This is a genomic window from Beggiatoa alba B18LD, from assembly GCF_000245015.1.
GTDB lineage: Bacteria > Pseudomonadota > Gammaproteobacteria > Beggiatoales > Beggiatoaceae > Beggiatoa > Beggiatoa alba.
The window spans coordinates 2,497,301-2,514,777 of the sequence record NZ_JH600070.1; the positions used below are offsets into that span (position 1 = coordinate 2,497,301).

Sequence of the window (17,477 nt, forward strand, 5' to 3'; positions counted from 1 at the left end):
TCATTTTATAGCAAACGTATTATAAAACGATGCCGAGGACTGGCAGTCCTAACCTAAATTTAAATCACTTTATGATACGTTTACTATATCTGCTTAGGTTGTGAATAATGCATACGCCTGTTTTACCATTATTAACGGTTTATACCCGTGAAGGTTGCCATTTATGCATGGAGATGCAACAAGAACTTAGTCTTTTACAGCAACGTTATTCTTTTACGGTGGAATATATCGACATTGATAACGATGTTGACCTAAAACAACGGTATAATACCCGCGTTCCTGTTTTAGCGGTGGGGGAAACAGAGTTGTGTTATTACTTCTTAGAAACAGAGAGCGTAGAGGCATATTTTAGGACGTTGTAAATTCCGCTAGAATGCAACGATTTTTTGATATGGCAACTTGCAAATTCACTCAATCCGCATAACATGCGTTTCAATAGGGGTGTACTTTGCCAATGATGGGGTGAGTTTATCCCAATATAACGATTTAATAATCAATGATAGTTGTGTAATGAACAACTGTTATTACCTTGATTGCTATCAATCTCGTAACATCTTGAGAGCTTGCTAGTTTGTTACCGCTTCAACACGTTGTTCTACATGAAAAACATTCGAAATTTTTCTATTATTGCCCATATCGACCATGGTAAATCTACGTTAGCTGACCGCTTTATCCAAGTATGCGGTGGTCTTGCTGATCGTGAAATGGAAGAGCAAGTTTTAGATTCTATGGATTTAGAACGGGAACGTGGGATTACTATTAAGGCGCATAGCGTCACACTTCACTATAAATCCCGTGATGGACAAACCTATCAATTAAATTTTATTGATACACCTGGACATGTTGACTTTTCTTATGAAGTCTCGCGTTCTTTAGCGGCTTGTGAAGGGGCATTGCTGGTTGTCGATGCGGCACAAGGGGTTGAGGCGCAAAGCGTTGCAAATTGTTATACCGCTATTGAACAAGGTTTAGAAGTCGTTCCTGTTTTAAATAAAATTGATTTGCCTTCTGCTGACCCTGAGCGAGTGATTCAACAAATTGAGGAAATCATCGGGATTGAAGCAAAAGAGGCTGTTCGAGTCAGTGCTAAAACAGGGCTTGGGGTTGTTGATTTATTAGAAGCATTATTAATCCGTATTCCCGCGCCTAAAGGCAGTGTAGATGCACCTTTGCAGGCGTTAATTATCGATTCATGGTTTGACAATTATCTGGGCGTTGTCTCTTTGGTGCGTGTCGTAGATGGCAGCCTAACCAAAGGTCAAAAAATTATGGCAATGTCTAACGGACGACGTTGCCAAGTGGAAAAAGTTGGGGTATTCACGCCTAAGCCTTTAGACTGTGAGCGTTTAAGTGCGGGTGAAGTTGGTTTTGTGGTTGCGGGTATTAAAGATATTGATGGCGCGCCTGTTGGTGATACCTTAACCAGTGCTGATCAACCCGTTATTGAACCTTTACCGGGGTTTCATCCGATTCAACCGCGTGTTTTCGCGGGTATGTATCCGATTGATGCGTCAGATTATGAAGCCTTCCGTGAGGCTTTAGCCAAATTAAAATTAAATGATGCGGCTTTGCATTTTGAGCCTGAAACCTCGCTGGCTTTAGGGTTTGGATTCCGTTGTGGTTTTTTAGGTATGTTGCACATGGAAATTGTGCAGGAGCGGTTAGAGCGTGAATATGAATTAGACTTAATTACGACCGCGCCCACCGTGATTTATGAAGTTGTCACCACAAAAGGTGATATTGTCATGGTGGACAATCCTGCAAAACTACCCTTGCAAAATTATGTTGCTGAAATGCACGAGCCTATTGTTGAAGTCAATATGCTAGTCCCTCAGGAATATTTGGGTAACGTCATTAATTTGTGTATTGAAAAACGTGGGGTACAAACCAAGCTGTTATATACAGGCTCACAAGTTTCATTAGGGTATGAACTCCCAATGAGTGAAATGGTATTAGACTTTTTTGATCGTTTAAAATCAGTAAGTCGTGGTTATGCTTCGTTAGATTATCATTTTCTCCGTTTTCAAATGGCTAACCTTGTTAAGTTAGATGTTTTAATTAACGGTGAAAAAGTAGATGCCTTATCTATTGTTGTACATCGAGATCAAAGTACATCACGTGGACGAGATTTAGTCGAAAGAATGAAAGATGTTATTCCTCGTCAAATGTTTGATGTCGCCATACAAGCAGCAATTGGTTCACAAATTATTGCTCGTCAAACAGTGAAAGCGTTACGTAAGAACGTCTTAGCAAAATGTTACGGGGGCGATGTGAGCCGTAAACGAAAACTTTTAGAGAAACAGAAAGAAGGGAAAAAACGCATGAAACAAGTGGGCTCGGTTACGATTCCGCAAGATGCCTTTTTAGCTGTTTTACACGTTGGAAAAAAATAAATGATTTGGGATTTAGCGGCTTACTTAGTAGTTTTAATTATCATCAGTACGGTAATCTGGTTATATGATGTTTTTTATCTTGAGCCTAAACGCAAAGCCGCATTAACACGGCTTTCCGAAAATGCAAGTAATACAGATTATCAACATGTTGGACAGATTCCTTTTTTTGTGGACTTAGCCCGTTCTTTATTACCTGTCTTTATTATTGTTCTTGTACTGCGTTCATTCCTTGTAGAGCCTTTTAGAATTCCTTCGGGTTCTATGATGCCTACTTTATTGGTTGGCGATTTTATTCTCGTCAATAAATATACTTATGGGATTCGTTTACCTGTATTGAACTGGAAAGTATTGGATATTAATCAACCACAACGGGGGGATATTATCGTCTTCCGTTATCCCGAAAACCCAGCAACTCCTTATATTAAACGGCTTGTTGGCATTCCAGGGGATAAAATTGAGTATCATCATGTCAATAAAATGCTATATGTCAACGGTGAGCCAATTCTACAAGTGCCATTAGGGGCGTATATTGGCATTGGTTCTAGTGCAGACATGACCCAACAAAAAGCAGAAGAATTAACCGAACATCTTTTTAACAAAAAGCATTCTATTTTGATTGTGCCTGAAAAAAGAAGCCCAATTCCGCAAACTATCAGCAGTTGGACTATCGGTGAAAAACAATACTTTGTCTTAGGTGATAACCGTGATAATAGTCTTGATAGCCGTTTTTGGGGAATCGTGCCTGAAGAAAATTTAATCGGCAAAGCGTTTTTTATCTGGATGAGTTGGGATAGCAAATTACCCAACTGCCAATTGTTGTCACCAACCAGTTGTATTAACTGGGGTAGAATTGGTACGAATTTGGATAGTTAATAATTCCCCCCGATTGTTTTATCCAAACCACCAATGAAGCCCAATCACTAACAATTAAGGAGTGCAAAAACATGAATATGAGCAAGCATCAAAAAGGGATGGGGATGTGGAGTTTATTATTTTTGCTGGCAGTATTAGGGACAATTGCTTGGGTTGGAATGAAACTTGTTCCCCTTTATTTGGAAGGGAAAAAAATCACCATGACGTTGGAAAATATTCGGAAACAACCCGATTTTGCGAATATTACTAAACAAGAGTTTACCAAACAGTTGTTTCAACGCATGAATGTTGATGGCATCAAACGCTTAGAAGGTAAAGAAGCACAAGAAGCCATTATTTATGAGCGCGTTCCTAAAGGCACACGGATTACTGTTCCTTACCAAGTTCGTGAACCCATTTTTGATAAGTTTTATTTTTTATACGACTATAGTCATACGATTGAACCTTGAAGACGGATTATTCAGCTTTATACAAAGTCCTAAATTACCTGTTTAGGCAAGAGTCTTACTTGACCATGGCACTGACACATCGCAGTGCTGGCAGTCGCAACAACGAACGCTTAGAGTTTCTAGGCGATTCGTTGCTCAACTACATTGCGGCGGAAGCACTGTTTGAACGCTTCCCAACAGCAAGCGAGGGAGAACTTACTCGTTCACGCGCGACCCTTGTCCGCGAGGAAACACTTGCCGAAATTGCCCAACAACTTAACTTAGGTGATTACTTACAGTTAGGGGGAGGCGAGTTAAAAAGCGGTGGGTGGCGCAGACCCTCTATTCTGGCTGATGCACTAGAAGCTGTTTTTGGTGCAATTTATCTGGACAGCGATATACAAACTTGTAAGCAAGTTATTTTACGCTTGTTAAAACCCCGTTTAGATAAGTTATCGCCACATAAAATTACCAAAGACCCCAAAACCTGTTTGCAAGAGTATTTACAGGCTCAACAGCGACCGCTCCCTGTTTATCGTGTGTTAACAGTACAAGGTGATCCACCGACACAACATTTTGAAGTGGAATGTCAGGTAGAAGGTTTAACAGTTCCTGCATACGGAACAGGCGACAGTCGACGACGTGCAGAACAAGCAGCAGCTCATAAGGCATTGAATATTTTAAATGGAAACTGATAATTATCGTTGTGGGTACGTTGCCATTGTTGGTCGTCCCAATGTAGGAAAATCAACCCTACTTAATCATTTGTTAGCGCAAAAAATCAGCATTACATCACGCAAACCACAAACAACCCGCCATCGCTTACTGGGCATCAAAACAGAAGAACACGCGCAAATTGTTTATGTGGATACACCTGGACTACACCAAGATAAGCATACGGCGATGAATCGTTATTTAAATCGTACCGCTTTGGGTAGTTTAGATGGTGTCGATTTAGTTGTGTGGCTCGTGGAAGCCTTAGCATGGACAGAAGAAGATGCACATGTCTTAAATGTATTAGAAAACATGAATATTCCTGTCATTCTAGGCGTTAATAAAGTGGATAAAATTGCTGATAAAGCGTTATTACTGCCTTTTTTAGAAACGATTACACAAAAACGGGATTTTTTAGCTGTTTTTCCTTTATCTGCTTTACGCAGTATCAATTTGGATGAGTTGGAAAAACAAATCGTTGCAGAATTACCACTCAGTCCACCATTATTTCCCGCTGACCAAATCACTGATCGAAGTGAACGTTTTTTTGTAGCAGAAATTATTCGTGAAAAACTCATTCGTCGTTTAGGGGCTGAATTACCTTATCGTTTAAGTGTGCAAATTGAATACTTTACTCAAGAAGAAAAGCACATTCATATCAGTGCCATTATTTGGGTAGAGCGAGAAGGGCAAAAAGCTATTGTTATTGGTAAACAAGGACATGTGTTGAAAAAAGTAGGGGAAGAAGCGCGGAAAGACATTGAGTTGATGATTGAACAAAAAGTCTTTTTACAACTTTGGGTAAAAGTAAAACAAGGTTGGCATGATGATGATCGAGCATTGCGACAATTAGGTTATACCGATGAATAACTTAATTTATCGGTGACGTGCTCTAACTCCAATTCTGCGAGATTTCTAAAATAAAACGGAGACCTGTTAGGTTTTGAAAACCTAACAGGTCTTTTGCGATATATATCAAGGAAAAGAAAGGATTGCCCTGAGTGAGTTGGATTAATTACCCGTTGTCGCTTCTGCGGCTTGTGCAGGCTCTGTTACAAAACCAACTTGGCTTAAACCTGCGGTATGAATCGCTGATAAAAGGTTCGCAATTTTTTCATACGGTGTACTTTTATCAGCTTGTAACTGTAAAGAAGGTTGTGGGGTTTGAGTTGATGCCGTTTGTAAGCGTTCGGGCAATTGTGCCACGCTAATCTGCTCTTTATCCCAAAACAATTCACCTTTTGCATCAATGGTGATTGCAATCATTTTAGGTTCTTCTTTCACAGGTTCTGTGCTGGCTTTGGGTAATTCCAGCTTAAATGCATGTGGTGTCAGTAATGGTGCGGTTACAATAAAGAGAATAAGTAGCACTAACATGACATCCACCAGCGGAATAATATTTATTTCCGCCATGGTTTTATCTTCGCCTTGTTCATCAAAACTGCCAAATGCCATTTATGCCGCCTCCTGTAAAGTGAAGGATTCAACGTGAGTTGATGGTAATGTGCTTGAGGATGGGTTCACACGTCCGCCCGTATTAAGATAGGCATATAAATCATGCGCAAAGGCATCTAGTTCATTAAAGTAGCTTTGATAACTACGTACAAGGGCGTTATAGCCTAAAACAGCAGGAATCGCAACGGCTAAACCGATAGCGGTCATAATAAGTGCTTCCCCGACAGGTGCTGCAACGGTTTCTAAAGAAGCAGAACCCGCAGAACTGATGCGCATCAGCGCGCCATAAATTCCTAACACTGTTCCTAATAACCCGATAAACGGCGCGGTACTGGCTATACTGGCAAGGATGGTTAAGCCTGCTTTTAAGCGTTCCGTCTCCTTGTTAATAATCCGACGCATTGTTCTGGTAATAAATTCGCTATGTGAGCAAATCATATTCGCACGATTTGGCGCAAGCCGTTCATGATGAATAGCCGCTTGAATGCTGTGTCCTGTTAAGTAGGAAAAGGGTTCATAGCCTTTTTGTTGTTGTGCAATGGCATTGAGTGTTTGTAAAGAATCTGCGTGTTCAAAGCGACGACGAAATTGTGCAGTTCGTATTTTTATAATCAGTAATGTCATGGTTTTGCTGAGTAATAAATACCAAGATAACAATGACATAACGACTAAAATAATGCCGATAGTTAATGCTAAGGGGTTTTCCATCAGGTGCAGTAGAAAACCATCTAATCCAAAATGTGTTTGCATAACAATTACCCTTCCAATTGAAAATTAATCGGTACAATAACCCAAGCTCCAACAGCCTCCTCGCCACGTTTAGCGGGCACAAATCGCCACTGCTTAACGGTTTCTAATGCCGCTTGATCTAAGCGTTCATAACCACTTGATGTGGCAATTTCTAATTTTTCTGCACGTCCATTTGCATTGACATGAACCCGTAATTTCACTTTGCCTTGTTCTCCGCGCCGTTTGGATAACAATGGATAGTTGGGGGCTGGATTGTTTAAATAAGCCGCATTGAAAATGGGTTGACTCACAGGTGCTGATGACGCGGTGGGTGCGGGCATTGGACGGGTTTGAACAGGAGGGCTAGGGGAACTCACTGCTTGTTGTACAGGGAGGGGCACTGTTTGTGTCGCTGCTGCAACGAATGTAGGCGCAGGTTGAACAACAGGTCTTTCAGTCATTATCGGTTTATGTCTAGGTCTTTCTACATGTTTTCTAACATGTTTAGGCTTATCCATCACTTTTTTTATGGGCTGTGGACGTGGCTTTTCTACAACGCTTTTTTCAACAGGCGGGGGGGTGGGGATGGGTTCAGGTAACGGTAATGCAACAACGGGCGCAGGTTGCGGCATAACAGCGGCAGGCTTAGGACTCGGCTGGCTTAAACTCACTTGTATGACTTTGGGCAGTGTGTCGGGAACAACCGTTGCTGCAACGCCACGACTGAGTAATTGCCAAATCGCAAGCCCATGCAATCCAATGACGATTGCAATAAAAAAACTACTTTTTGTAACATCTTGTACGTACTTCATGCTTACAATCTCTGTTATACATTAAACTATTTGTATTTTTTAATAAAATAGAGCTTAAATAACAATTTTTTATTCTTTTATATTATTTGATAATTTAAGAGTTAATGATAATTATTATCATCTATTTTGTAAAGTAAACTCAGTTATGTGGTGCTTGTTATTCTCTTGACTATACTATTTCAGGGATAAAAATGAAGTATATTGAAGCATTAAGATTAGGAGAGGATAAAAAATGCAGAATCGTTGTGCATGGGCAAACGCAAGCCCTTTAGAGTGTTTATACCATGATCAAGAGTGGGGATGTCCTGTACATGATGATCAGGTTTTATTTGAATTTTTACTGCTAGAAGGGATGCAAGCAGGTTTAAGTTGGCGCACTGTTTTACAGAAACGCGATAATTATCGGCAAGCACTCGCCAATTTTGATCCTGTAGAATTAGTCAACCTAACGGAAGTACAACAAGCTGAATTACTTTGTAATGCAGGGCTAATTCGTAATCGTGCTAAAATTGCAGCAATTCCCATTAACGCACGTGCATTTTTACAAGTTCAGGCAGAACAAGGGAGTTTTGCTAATTATTTATGGGGATTTGTGAATGGGCAAGCTATTCAAAATCAATGGCAATCGCTCAGTGAAGTACCTGCTTACACGCCTTTATCAGATAAAATCAGTAAAGATTTGAAAAAAAGAGGATTTAAATTTGTGGGCACAACAATTTGTTATGCCTATATGCAAGCCATTGGTCTGGTTAATGATCATTTAGTCGACTGTTTTCGTTATACTGAAGTTCAATCAATGAGATAATGCAATGTTTACAATTGCTACATGGAACGTCAATTCACTACGTGTGCGTTTACCCCAGCTATTGGATTGGCTGGCACGGGTACAACCTGATATCGTGGCACTGCAAGAAACTAAAACCATCGATGCTAATTTCCCACTCACTGACATTCAACAAGCAGGCTATCATGCTATTTTTGCAGGGCAAAAGACCTATAATGGCGTTGCTTTATTAAGCAAATTTTCTGATATCACTGATGTTGTCACCGAATTTCCACACTATCCAGACCCGCAACGACGTGTTCTTGCAGCAACCTACCCAAATGGTTTACGTGTTCTGAATCTCTATGTGCCTAATGGAGAAGCGATTCACTCAGAAAAATATCAGTATAAATTGGCTTGGTTGCAAGCATTACAAGATTATGTTGCAGATCAACAGCAAAAAACCCCTTATCTTTGCCTATTAGGCGATTTCAATATTGCCCCACGCGATGAAGATGTTCATAACCCTAAATCGTGGGTTGGTAAAGTATTGGTCAGTCCTGAAGAGCGTAATGCCTTACAAAATCTGTTTAATTTAGGCTTGGTTGATACTTTTCGCCAATTTGAACAACCGCCTGCAAGTTTTAGTTGGTGGGATTATCGTGGCGGTGGGTTTCCACGTAATCAAGGATTACGTATCGATTTGATATTAAGCAATGCTGCACTCGCAAAAAACTGTCATACTTGTTATATAGACAAAGCACCGCGTCAATTAGAACGCCCTTCTGATCACACGCCTGTTGTCGCAACTTTTGACATCTAGTTTTTTTATTGAGAACGTTTTTTGCCTGAGTTTATGTCCACTTGGTTCACAAAATTCTTATTCGTCCTACTATTTACATGGCTATTTGCTGCCTCTATTCAGCTTATTGTTGTACGTCATCAAACCCGTATGTTATTTGCTGAACTACAACGCTTAGAAAAACAACGGGATGAGTTAAATATTCATTGGGGACGATTACAGATTGAACAAACGACTTATGAACAACATGAGCGTATTGAGTCATTAGCCCGTGAAAAACTTCGCATGTTTGCGCCAATGGGAAAAGATATTGTGATAGTTACCTCATCGCCTGTGGTTAACCCATAGTTTTGTCTGAACTTAATCCGTACTACGCACTGCTGTTACACATGACCATGTTACTGCTTACCCAATCAAACCGCCGTTCCTCACGCCCAAGAAAGAGTTATATCAATCGTTTTTCTGCGCGTGCTGCGGCTCGTTTTGCCCGCCGTAAAGCAAAAATAGAAGTTTTTTGGCGACGTCGACAATGGATGCTCGCATTATTCAGTTTATTAGCGGGCGTACTCATTTGTCGTGCGATTTATTTGCAAGTCATGGATAAGGAATTTTTGCAAAATCAGGGAGATGCAAGACATATTCGTACTGTTACCATGACAGCACATCGTGGAACATTATTTGACCGTAATGGCGAACCCTTAGCCATTAGTAGCCCTGTTGATTCCGTGTGGGTTAATCCCAGCCAATTTAAAACAGAAGAGGCTAATTGGAATAAATTAGCCAGTATTTTAAACATTGGTCGTCGGGAAATTGATGATATTTTAACAACTCGCATGAGTCGGGGCTTTGTCTATTTAAAACGGCATATTACGCCAGAAATGACTCAGCAAGTAAAAGCACTTAATTTAAATGGTGTTTATCTTCAACGTGAATATCGTCGTTTTTATCCTTCTGGTGAAGTGACTGCACACTTATTGGGATTTACAAACGTCGATGACAATGGTCAAGAAGGAATGGAGCTTGCGTTTAATACATCGCTACGCGGCACAGAGGGTGCGAAACAAGTAATGCAGGATAGTCGCGGGCAAATTATTGCAGATGTTGAAAATATTAGCTTGCCACAAAATGGACAGGATATCCGTTTAAGTATTGACCGTCGCTTACAATATTTAGCCTATCGAGAATTAAAAAGCGCGGTTCGACGACACAATGCAGTAGCAGGCGCGGTCGTTATTTTAGATGTGCATACGGGCGAAGTGTTAGCAATGGTTAGCCAACCAACTTATAACCCGAATGACCGTAGCGATTTAAAAGCCGATGATTATCGTAATCGTGCGGTTGTCGATTTATTTGAGCCGGGTTCAACTATAAAACCCTTTACGATTGCCGCCGCTTTGCAAACAGGCAAATATACCCCTGATTCCTTAGTGAATACTTCACCGGGTAGTATGCGTTTTGGTAAATATCGGATTCGTGATACCCATAATTACGGCACATTAAGCCTTGCACGAATTATCCAGAAATCCAGTAACGTTGGTGCGAGTAAAATTGCCTTAACGATTCCAGCAGAAGAACATTGGCGTTTATTAACCCAATTAGGTTTTGGTGGTAGCAGCGCGAGTGGTTTTCCAGGGGAAGTATCAGGACGATTAGCCAATTATAAAACATGGAAACCTGTACAACGTGCTAGTATTTCCTACGGTTATAGCTTGAACACCACCTTATTACAACTTGCTCGTGCTTATACGGCATTAGGTAATGGGGGCGTGTTGCCATCAGTTTCATTTATGCCACTGACACCTGAAGCAATGAATCGTCCTATCAATGCCACAGAGCGTATTATTAGTCCTAAAGTTGCCCGCCAAGTGTTAGATATGTTAGAGCTGGTAGTAAAACCTGGTGGAACAGGGACATTAGCCCAAGTATCTGGTTATCGGGTAGGTGGAAAAACGGGTACAGCATTAAAATCGACTGGGCGCGGTTACGCCTCTGGTAATTACTATGCGTTATTTGTTGGCATTGCGCCAATTAGCGACCCGCGTCTTGTCATGGCTGTTTTAATTGAAGAACCGCGTACAGGTGGTTATTATGGCGGGCAAGTGGCAGCCCCTGTATTTGGTAAAGTTATGGCGGGGGCGTTACGCTTATTAAATATTCCACCAGATGATATTAAAAGCTTATAAATCATCGCGTTCAATGCTTTACGCTCATCAAAATTCGTAGCGATGAGAAAAAGGAAATTAACTTGAATTTGTCTGAATCAGGATTAACAGGATTAGTTAGCAGGACTTAAAAGAGTCATTCAGGTTAGTTTTTTGTTTGAGGAATTTAAATCCTGTCAATCCTGATTCAGATAAAAGGCTTAACAAGTTATAAAAACAGTGTTAATACCCCTGTATAACCATATAAACGTTGATGTGAAATCTCACCATTGGCGAAAAAACCAACGATGGGAATGTCGCCTAATTCTGCTTGAATGATTTTTAACTCTTCTGAATTTTCTCCAAACAAGCTCGCTCCCCTGCCTAAACAAGAGTAATACAACCCACCTTTGGGCGTTGTAGTCAGACTTTTTTTAATATTGCCTAACATTTTGATAAGGTCATCGCGGGCGGTTTGGGCATCACGTCGAGTAAAAAGAATAGACTCTCCTGTATTAACCAATTCACCAATGGCAAGCAGTTTATTTTCTTTATCAATGCCAACAAGATTTCGCACAAGATAATCCCCTGTGTCTGAGCCTTGCACGGGCAGTGCCGCAAAAATGTGACCTGCAACTTTGTTTAAATCGCTGGCGAGTTCTGCGCCAATATCTTCATTAAATACATCGAGTGCAGGACGGTCATCCAGTTTTATCAAAACGTTGTAGCTGGCTTCAGTAATTTGATGGCGTGTGCCAATCGCAGCACAACCTTGGCTTAAGCGGGTAGAGACAGTTACGTTGCTATCGAACATCACACCTGAGAGATTGCCTTCTACAATGTTGTCTGCAATTTGAAAGTAGTGACGGCGTGAACTGGTTAAGCCACCCACAAGAAAACCCTCGCCCATGCGTTCGCTGAGTTGGGTGATTTGGTGGATAATTTTTTGATTGCGTGGGTCGCCATGTACAACAGCAAAAAGCGGTTGTTTACTAGCTAGCCATGTTTGATGGGTATCGATAAATTCGTTGCTACCCTCTACTACAGTTTCATTGGGTGCACTGAAAACGCTAAAGGCGTTATCGGGAAAATGCCCTAACATCATAACCATGGCGGGAACATTAAAGTATTCTTGTCCTGTGCAACAAACGCCGACACCTGTTGTGCCAACCCAATGCTGAACATGGGTTCTGTGTTTGAGATGTGACAAAATGTCATAGACATATTCAGCGAGTTTATCCGTGAGGTAGATAAAACCTAAGTTGGCAGGCTTGGTTAAATCCATTTGAGCAAGGCAGATGTCTATTGCTTCTTGCCATTGTGCTGTGCCAGCGTGACCCAGTTGAAAACGATCCATGCTGAAAACCTCCCAAGAATTGATGATAAAGGGGACAATATAGCGGGTATTTATCTTTATTGATGCCGATTGGGAAAATTGGGGTTATTAGTATAAATGTTTTGTGCCGTTATCAGGCGATAGGGAAATATTTTCTAACGCTGATTTATCTGTAAATAATGTTAGCAGGGCATGATCTCAAGCGAGGGATTTAATCGAGCTGTGTGAGTGCTAGCGGGGAAACAGGGTTATATCCTGTTTCCCCGCTAGAGTTGATGAGCTTAGAGTTTGCTAATTTGGTCTTCTGGCACAGGTATCACTTCATCACCTGCACGTACAAAGCCTTGTCCAACGGTGATAAAGCGGATTTTTTCGGGTAGTTCGGTTAGCCAAATACCAGTTGCATTAGCACGGGCAAATTTAGCAGGATAAAAAACGACTTGGTTTTTATCATTGACAGCTTTTACGCCGAGTACACCACTATCATCTAACACAAGAAGTGAGGAGGAGACTTGATGCGCCATCACGTTATCAGTGGCGATGTTGAGCGTCGCACTCATACCCGCAACCAGTTTTTTATCAGGGTTTGGAATTTCTATTTCTATGGCAAAAGTGCGTGTTGCGGTTGTTGCTTGTAGGGCTGCAAGGCGAATTTTGCCTGTAACGATTTGCCCTGTAATCAGCATCACATTGACACTCATGCCAACTTTAAGTTGTGTTCTTTCTAATTCGGTGACATCGGTCAGAATCAGAAATTTACTTTCGTCAACAACTTCGGCAATTGCATCACCAATACCAACATAGTCACCAATTTCTATCGGGCGAGTTTCTAACATGCCGTCAAAAGGCGCACGAATCACCGTATTTTCTAAGGCAATTTGCGCTTGTTTAAGTTGGGCTTTTGCCGATTCTAATGAAGCTAATACTTCAGTTAAGTTCAGTTGAGCTTGATAGCCTTTATTGGCTAAGTCTTTTTTCGCAGCATAGTCTGCTTCATATTGTTTCACAAGGGCTTGTGCTTGAGTGATACGTTGCGGGCGGTCATTGACGGCTAATTTTGCGATGATGTCACCTTGTTTGACTCGTTCACCACGTTCGACAGGGAGTTCAATAACGCGGGCTTCAATTTCTGCTCGAAGTTTACTCACGCGCAACGGGGCAGTACGTCCCGATAGCACAAGTTCTCGCGTTGTTGGTTCTGCTTGTTGTTCACGCACCCGCACGTTGAGTGGTTCTGCTTTCAACAGGGTTGCGGGGGTTTTTTCGGTGTTTTCTCGTGAGGCGGAGGCTTTGTTAAATTGTCCAGAAACAAGCCAGACAACGAGGGAAACACTTAAGATAATAGCTAATAAGTAAGGTTTTTTTGCAAGGATACGCATTGTTACAATACTCATAAAATTTAAGAAAACGAGTTTTACTGCCTCAAGTCGATTGTAGCGGTTGCATGACGGGGGCTGAGGGTTCGGCTTTTTCCATAGTGATTGTTCGCGCTTTTTTGTGTCCTAATACGAGCAGGCAGGGCGTTAGAACGAGTGTGAGTAGGGTTGCAAAACTCAACCCGCCTGCAATGGCGGTTGATAGTTGTGTCCACCATTGAGTAGAGGGCGCGCCAAAAGTAATATCGCGAGTAATAAAGTCGATATTAACCGCTAATACCATCGGAATAAGTCCTAATATGGTTGTAAACGTGGTTAAAAAAACAGGGCGTAAGCGTTGGGCGCAGGTGCGTAAAACCGCTTCATGTAGTTCTAACCCTTGTCGACGTAGGTCATTAAAGGTATCAATTAATATGATGTTGTTATTTACCACAATACCTGCAAGCGCAATAATCCCAATCCCGCACATCACAATCCCAAAAGGTTGTTGGGTAATCAGCAGACCTAATAAAACGCCTACTGTAGAAAAGATAATTGCGCTGAGAATCAGCCCTGTTTGATAAAAGTTGTTAAATTGAGCGACCAAGATGAGCGTAACTAAGAAAATGGCAACAAAAAATGCATTGCCTAAAAAGGCTTGCGTTTCTTTTTGGTCTTCTTCTTCCCCTTTAAACGTGACTTTAATATTGGGGTCATCTAGGGCGGCTAAACCTGCTCGAATTTCGTTCAACTTGTCGTTGACTAATACGCCTTCAGCAACAGCGGATTTGATGGTTAAAACCCGTTTTTCATCACTGCGTTTCAGTGTGCCAACTTGTGGTTGCGCTTGGCGGTCAACAAAAAGACTGATGGGAACTAAGCCTGCATTTGTACTAATCCGTAATTGGTCTAAGGCATCAACGCTCCGATTTTCTGCGGGATAGCGGACACGGATATCAAGTTCTTCGTCAGCATCATCTGGGCGATATTCTCCGACTTTAATGCCGTTAGTCACCAGTTGAATTCCGCTACCAATGGTTAAAATATCGGTGTTAAAGCGGCTTGCTTGTTCGCGGTCAACTAACAGTTTCCAATCTATTCCAGGTAAAGGGCGATTGTCTTCAATATCGACTAAGCCTTCGACACTGTGCATTTTATCGACAATTTGTTTAGTTGCTGGAATCAGTAAATCAGGAATTTGCGCACTTACTTGTAGTTGTATCGGTTTACTGTCTCCCGGCCCTGAAGGCGGTTTGCGGACTTCAATAGCAATTCCTGCTAAATCTTTCGTGCGTTGCCGTATTTCTGCAAAGATTTGGCTGGCAGGACGGCGCAGTTTCCAATCAATTAACTCTAATTGAATCACGCCGATTGTATCTTCTGGGGCATCATTTCGATTTAGAATGCCACTGCTAGCATAGATACTGGCAAATTCATGCATGTCTAAAATACGCGCTTCTACTTCTTTCACTAATTTATCGCGCTCTTGCACGGATAAATCGCCACGCGCACGAATATTAATCACACCACGTTCTGGCTCAATTTCAGGGAAAAACTCCACGCCTTTGCCATATTGAGCATATATAAAATATGTTCCAATCAGGGCAGTGAGTGCAAGCAGTAAGATTTTTAAAGGGTGTTTAAGGAGTGTGCCGAGCGTTCGTACATACAAACCTGTAATGCCTCGAATCTTGTACAAGGGGACATTGTCATAGTCTGGTAACGGGGTTGAATTGGCTTTACCTATCAACGCGCCTAATGCAGGCATAAAGAAGAGAGCCACGATTAAGGAAGCACTTAAGGTCACAATCACGGTGATGGGTAAATATTTCATAAATTCACCAACAACACCGGGCCAAAAGAGCAACGGGAAGAAGACAGCTAAGGTCGTTAATGTAGAGGTAATAATCGGGATTGCCATGCGTTTTGCGGCTAATCCATATGCTTCCGCACGGTTCATCCCTTCCATTAAACGGCGGTCTGCATATTCCGTAACGACGATAGCCCCATCGACTAACATGCCAGAAGCTAATATCAGGCTGAATAAGACGACAATATTCATCGTCAAACCCATGTAGTAAATGATGAGAATTCCCAGCAGGAATGAACCTGGAATAGAGATAACCACCAGTGTTGTGGTTCGTAATCCCAAAGCCGCTAAGATAACAATTGCGACTAATATCACCGCAGATAACACGTTGTTTTGTAAATCACTTAAGATGGTACGTACATCTTTTGAGTTATCCTGAATAAAGCTGATTTGGATATTTTTCGGAAAGTCTTTTTTCTCTGCATCGACAATGGTGCGCACTTGTTCAATGGTATCAATGATATTAGTACCAACCCGTTTTTTAATTTCTAAAGCAAGCGCGGGTTTACCATTGACGCGAGCATAAGAAGTTGGGTCTTTAAACGTCCGACGAACTTCGGCAACATCGCCTAAGGTAATAACCCGTTGTCCATCTACTTTAATCGGTAAACTGTTAATATCTTGTAAAGTTTCAAAAACCCCTGGAATTTTGACATTAAATCGTCCTTGCCCTGTATCTAATGCACCTGCGGCAATCAGTTGATTATTCCGTTGAAAAAGGGTTAAAACCTCTTCATAACTGAGGTTGTAACTCTCTATCTGTAATGGATTAATAATAATCTCTAAAACTTCCTCACGATTCCCCGTAATTTCTACTTCTAACACAGCAGGAATTGATTCAACTGCATCTTTTAATTGTCGCGCCATACGTAACAACGTCCGTTCAGGCACATCGCCTGCGACAGTGACGACTAGAATCGGAAAGAGTGCAACATTAATTTCATTAACAGTGGGTTCTTCTGTTTCGGCGGGTAATTTAGCCTTAGCAATATCTACTTTTTGCTGAACATCTCGCAAAGCCTGTTCACTGTTAAATCCCGCATCAAATTCTAAAGTGACAGCCGCATGTCCTTCTCCAGCGGTAGCAGTCATTTCTTTAATGCCTTCAATGGTTCGCAATTCTTTTTCCATCGGACGCACTAACAAACGTTCGGCATCTTCTGGCGAAATTCCTTCATGCGATATGGAGACATAAATAATGGGAATGGCAACATCGGGGTCTGATTCTTTGGGAATATTAGAATAGGCAGAAGTTCCTGCAATTAAGATAAACGCCAACAATAGAAGAACAACGCGCTTGTTATAAATTGCCGCGTCGATAAGTGCATTCATGGTGACAAAGTCCTTTCAATACTTTTAAATTTAATGACACTGATTAAAACTAATTGAATGGGTTATTCATGTTGTGTCATAAGTTGGCATAAAGTATATGAGAAAAATTCAAAGATGGTAGGGCAGTGCAACAATCCTTTATCAAGTGTGAGAAATTACACCATCTGTGTAACCCTGAGTTCAGCGAATTTCTGTTAAAAAAGACAATAGCTTGTCTGAATCAGAATTTTCAGAATTAACAGAATTTAAAACCCTAAAACCAAAAAATTAAGGTGAATCACGCTTTTTAATTCTGCTAATTCTGAAAATTCTGAAAATTCTGAAAATTCTGTGAATTCTGATTCAGACAAAAAAAGACCTGCTAGGGGTTAAAAACCTAGCAGGTCTGTCGGAACACGCGAAAAGGTTTGACGGACTGGCAGAGATTATTCTCTTGTTTTTCATTAGGATTCACCAGACAAAATTAAAACATTG

The 17,477-nt window shown here is 41.2% G+C and carries 16 protein-coding genes; 10 read left to right on the forward strand and 6 right to left on the reverse strand.

Annotated features, from left to right (window positions below; translation table 11 throughout):
- The first annotated feature begins 107 nt into the window (after nucleotides 1-107).
- From BEGALDRAFT_RS10250 to era, 6 genes are all read left to right on the forward strand, one after another.
- Nucleotides 108-362: a glutaredoxin family protein gene (locus tag BEGALDRAFT_RS10250; protein ID WP_002686195.1), complete on the forward strand. Its 255-nt coding sequence runs from the start codon at nucleotides 108-110 to the stop codon at nucleotides 360-362.
- Between the two features lie 237 nt (nucleotides 363-599).
- Nucleotides 600-2,393, forward strand: a complete 1,794-nt coding sequence (lepA, locus tag BEGALDRAFT_RS10255; RefSeq protein ID WP_002686196.1) for a translation elongation factor 4 — start codon at nucleotides 600-602, stop codon at nucleotides 2,391-2,393.
- On the forward strand, nucleotides 2,394-3,266 hold the full coding sequence (gene lepB, locus BEGALDRAFT_RS10260) for a signal peptidase I (protein WP_002686197.1): 873 nt from the start codon (nucleotides 2,394-2,396) through the stop codon (nucleotides 3,264-3,266). It abuts the gene before it with no gap.
- A gap of 71 nt (nucleotides 3,267-3,337) precedes the next feature.
- Complete coding sequence (locus BEGALDRAFT_RS10265; RefSeq protein ID WP_002686198.1) at nucleotides 3,338-3,715, forward strand: DUF4845 domain-containing protein; 378 nt, start codon at nucleotides 3,338-3,340, stop codon at nucleotides 3,713-3,715.
- The gene (gene rnc, locus BEGALDRAFT_RS10270) at nucleotides 3,712-4,389 is read left to right on the forward strand and encodes a ribonuclease III (RefSeq protein ID WP_002686199.1); all 678 of its coding nucleotides are present in this window, start codon (nucleotides 3,712-3,714) and stop codon (nucleotides 4,387-4,389) included. Before BEGALDRAFT_RS10265 ends, rnc begins: the two co-directional genes overlap by 4 nt.
- The gene (gene era, locus BEGALDRAFT_RS10275) at nucleotides 4,379-5,278 is read left to right on the forward strand and encodes a GTPase Era (RefSeq protein ID WP_002686200.1); all 900 of its coding nucleotides are present in this window, start codon (nucleotides 4,379-4,381) and stop codon (nucleotides 5,276-5,278) included. Before rnc ends, era begins: the two co-directional genes overlap by 11 nt.
- A 141-nt stretch (nucleotides 5,279-5,419) precedes the next feature.
- On the opposite strand, the gene BEGALDRAFT_RS10280 is transcribed toward era, so the two are convergent.
- From BEGALDRAFT_RS10280 to BEGALDRAFT_RS10290, 3 genes are read right to left on the reverse strand one after another with little or no spacing between them, the layout of a single operon-like run.
- The gene (locus BEGALDRAFT_RS10280; RefSeq protein ID WP_002686201.1) at nucleotides 5,420-5,863 is read right to left on the reverse strand and encodes an ExbD/TolR family protein; all 444 of its coding nucleotides are present in this window, start codon (nucleotides 5,861-5,863) and stop codon (nucleotides 5,420-5,422) included.
- Nucleotides 5,864-6,613, reverse strand: coding sequence for a MotA/TolQ/ExbB proton channel family protein (locus BEGALDRAFT_RS10285; RefSeq protein WP_002686202.1), 750 nt, complete (start codon nucleotides 6,611-6,613; stop codon nucleotides 5,864-5,866). It lies immediately after the preceding gene.
- Between the two features lie 5 nt (nucleotides 6,614-6,618).
- Nucleotides 6,619-7,404 carry an energy transducer TonB gene (locus BEGALDRAFT_RS10290; protein WP_002686203.1) on the reverse strand — a complete coding sequence of 262 codons (786 nt, stop codon included), beginning with the start codon at nucleotides 7,402-7,404 and terminating at the stop codon, nucleotides 6,619-6,621.
- A 232-nt stretch (nucleotides 7,405-7,636) separates the two neighbouring features.
- On the opposite strand from BEGALDRAFT_RS10290, the gene BEGALDRAFT_RS10295 reads away from it, so the two are divergent.
- Genes BEGALDRAFT_RS10295 through BEGALDRAFT_RS10310 form a run of 4 tightly spaced genes read left to right on the forward strand, consistent with a single transcriptional unit; the run spans nucleotide 7,637 to nucleotide 11,152 of the window.
- On the forward strand, nucleotides 7,637-8,209 hold the full coding sequence (locus BEGALDRAFT_RS10295) for a DNA-3-methyladenine glycosylase I (RefSeq protein WP_002686204.1): 573 nt from the start codon (nucleotides 7,637-7,639) through the stop codon (nucleotides 8,207-8,209).
- Between the two features lie 4 nt (nucleotides 8,210-8,213).
- The gene (gene xth, locus BEGALDRAFT_RS10300) at nucleotides 8,214-8,990 is read left to right on the forward strand and encodes an exodeoxyribonuclease III (protein ID WP_002686205.1); all 777 of its coding nucleotides are present in this window, start codon (nucleotides 8,214-8,216) and stop codon (nucleotides 8,988-8,990) included.
- Between the two features lie 33 nt (nucleotides 8,991-9,023).
- Nucleotides 9,024-9,317: a cell division protein FtsL gene (ftsL, locus tag BEGALDRAFT_RS10305; protein WP_002686206.1), complete on the forward strand. Its 294-nt coding sequence runs from the start codon at nucleotides 9,024-9,026 to the stop codon at nucleotides 9,315-9,317.
- Between the two features lie 2 nt (nucleotides 9,318-9,319).
- Nucleotides 9,320-11,152 carry a peptidoglycan D,D-transpeptidase FtsI family protein gene (locus BEGALDRAFT_RS10310; protein ID WP_232281982.1) on the forward strand — a complete coding sequence of 611 codons (1,833 nt, stop codon included), beginning with the start codon at nucleotides 9,320-9,322 and terminating at the stop codon, nucleotides 11,150-11,152.
- A 187-nt stretch (nucleotides 11,153-11,339) separates the two neighbouring features.
- Here the strand turns inward: BEGALDRAFT_RS10310 and BEGALDRAFT_RS10315 are convergent, their stop codons facing one another.
- The 3 genes from BEGALDRAFT_RS10315 to BEGALDRAFT_RS10325 form a co-directional block, all read right to left on the reverse strand.
- Nucleotides 11,340-12,467 carry an FIST signal transduction protein gene (locus BEGALDRAFT_RS10315; RefSeq protein ID WP_002686208.1) on the reverse strand — a complete coding sequence of 376 codons (1,128 nt, stop codon included), beginning with the start codon at nucleotides 12,465-12,467 and terminating at the stop codon, nucleotides 11,340-11,342.
- A 260-nt stretch (nucleotides 12,468-12,727) separates the two neighbouring features.
- Nucleotides 12,728-13,825 (reverse strand): efflux RND transporter periplasmic adaptor subunit, encoded by a 1,098-nt coding sequence (locus BEGALDRAFT_RS10320; RefSeq protein ID WP_002686209.1) that lies wholly within the window; start codon nucleotides 13,823-13,825, stop codon nucleotides 12,728-12,730.
- A gap of 43 nt (nucleotides 13,826-13,868) precedes the next feature.
- Nucleotides 13,869-17,003 (reverse strand): efflux RND transporter permease subunit, encoded by a 3,135-nt coding sequence (locus tag BEGALDRAFT_RS10325; RefSeq protein ID WP_002686210.1) that lies wholly within the window; start codon nucleotides 17,001-17,003, stop codon nucleotides 13,869-13,871.
- Nucleotides 17,004-17,477 lie beyond the last annotated feature (474 nt).

Coding starts and splice junctions, on each gene's coding strand:
- BEGALDRAFT_RS10250 (WP_002686195.1), top strand. CDS start 108: ATGCATACGCCTGTTTTACCATTATTAACGGTTTATACCCGTGAAGGT.
- lepA (WP_002686196.1), top strand. CDS start 600: ATGAAAAACATTCGAAATTTTTCTATTATTGCCCATATCGACCATGGT.
- lepB (WP_002686197.1), top strand. CDS start 2,394: ATGATTTGGGATTTAGCGGCTTACTTAGTAGTTTTAATTATCATCAGT.
- BEGALDRAFT_RS10265 (WP_002686198.1), top strand. CDS start 3,338: ATGAATATGAGCAAGCATCAAAAAGGGATGGGGATGTGGAGTTTATTA.
- era (WP_002686200.1), top strand. CDS start 4,379: ATGGAAACTGATAATTATCGTTGTGGGTACGTTGCCATTGTTGGTCGT.
- BEGALDRAFT_RS10280 (WP_002686201.1), bottom strand. CDS start 5,863: ATGGCATTTGGCAGTTTTGATGAACAAGGCGAAGATAAAACCATGGCG.
- BEGALDRAFT_RS10285 (WP_002686202.1), bottom strand. CDS start 6,613: ATGCAAACACATTTTGGATTAGATGGTTTTCTACTGCACCTGATGGAA.
- BEGALDRAFT_RS10290 (WP_002686203.1), bottom strand. CDS start 7,404: ATGAAGTACGTACAAGATGTTACAAAAAGTAGTTTTTTTATTGCAATC.
- BEGALDRAFT_RS10295 (WP_002686204.1), top strand. CDS start 7,637: ATGCAGAATCGTTGTGCATGGGCAAACGCAAGCCCTTTAGAGTGTTTA.
- xth (WP_002686205.1), top strand. CDS start 8,214: ATGTTTACAATTGCTACATGGAACGTCAATTCACTACGTGTGCGTTTA.
- ftsL (WP_002686206.1), top strand. CDS start 9,024: ATGTCCACTTGGTTCACAAAATTCTTATTCGTCCTACTATTTACATGG.
- BEGALDRAFT_RS10315 (WP_002686208.1), bottom strand. CDS start 12,467: ATGGATCGTTTTCAACTGGGTCACGCTGGCACAGCACAATGGCAAGAA.
- BEGALDRAFT_RS10320 (WP_002686209.1), bottom strand. CDS start 13,825: ATGCGTATCCTTGCAAAAAAACCTTACTTATTAGCTATTATCTTAAGT.
- BEGALDRAFT_RS10325 (WP_002686210.1), bottom strand. CDS start 17,003: ATGAATGCACTTATCGACGCGGCAATTTATAACAAGCGCGTTGTTCTT.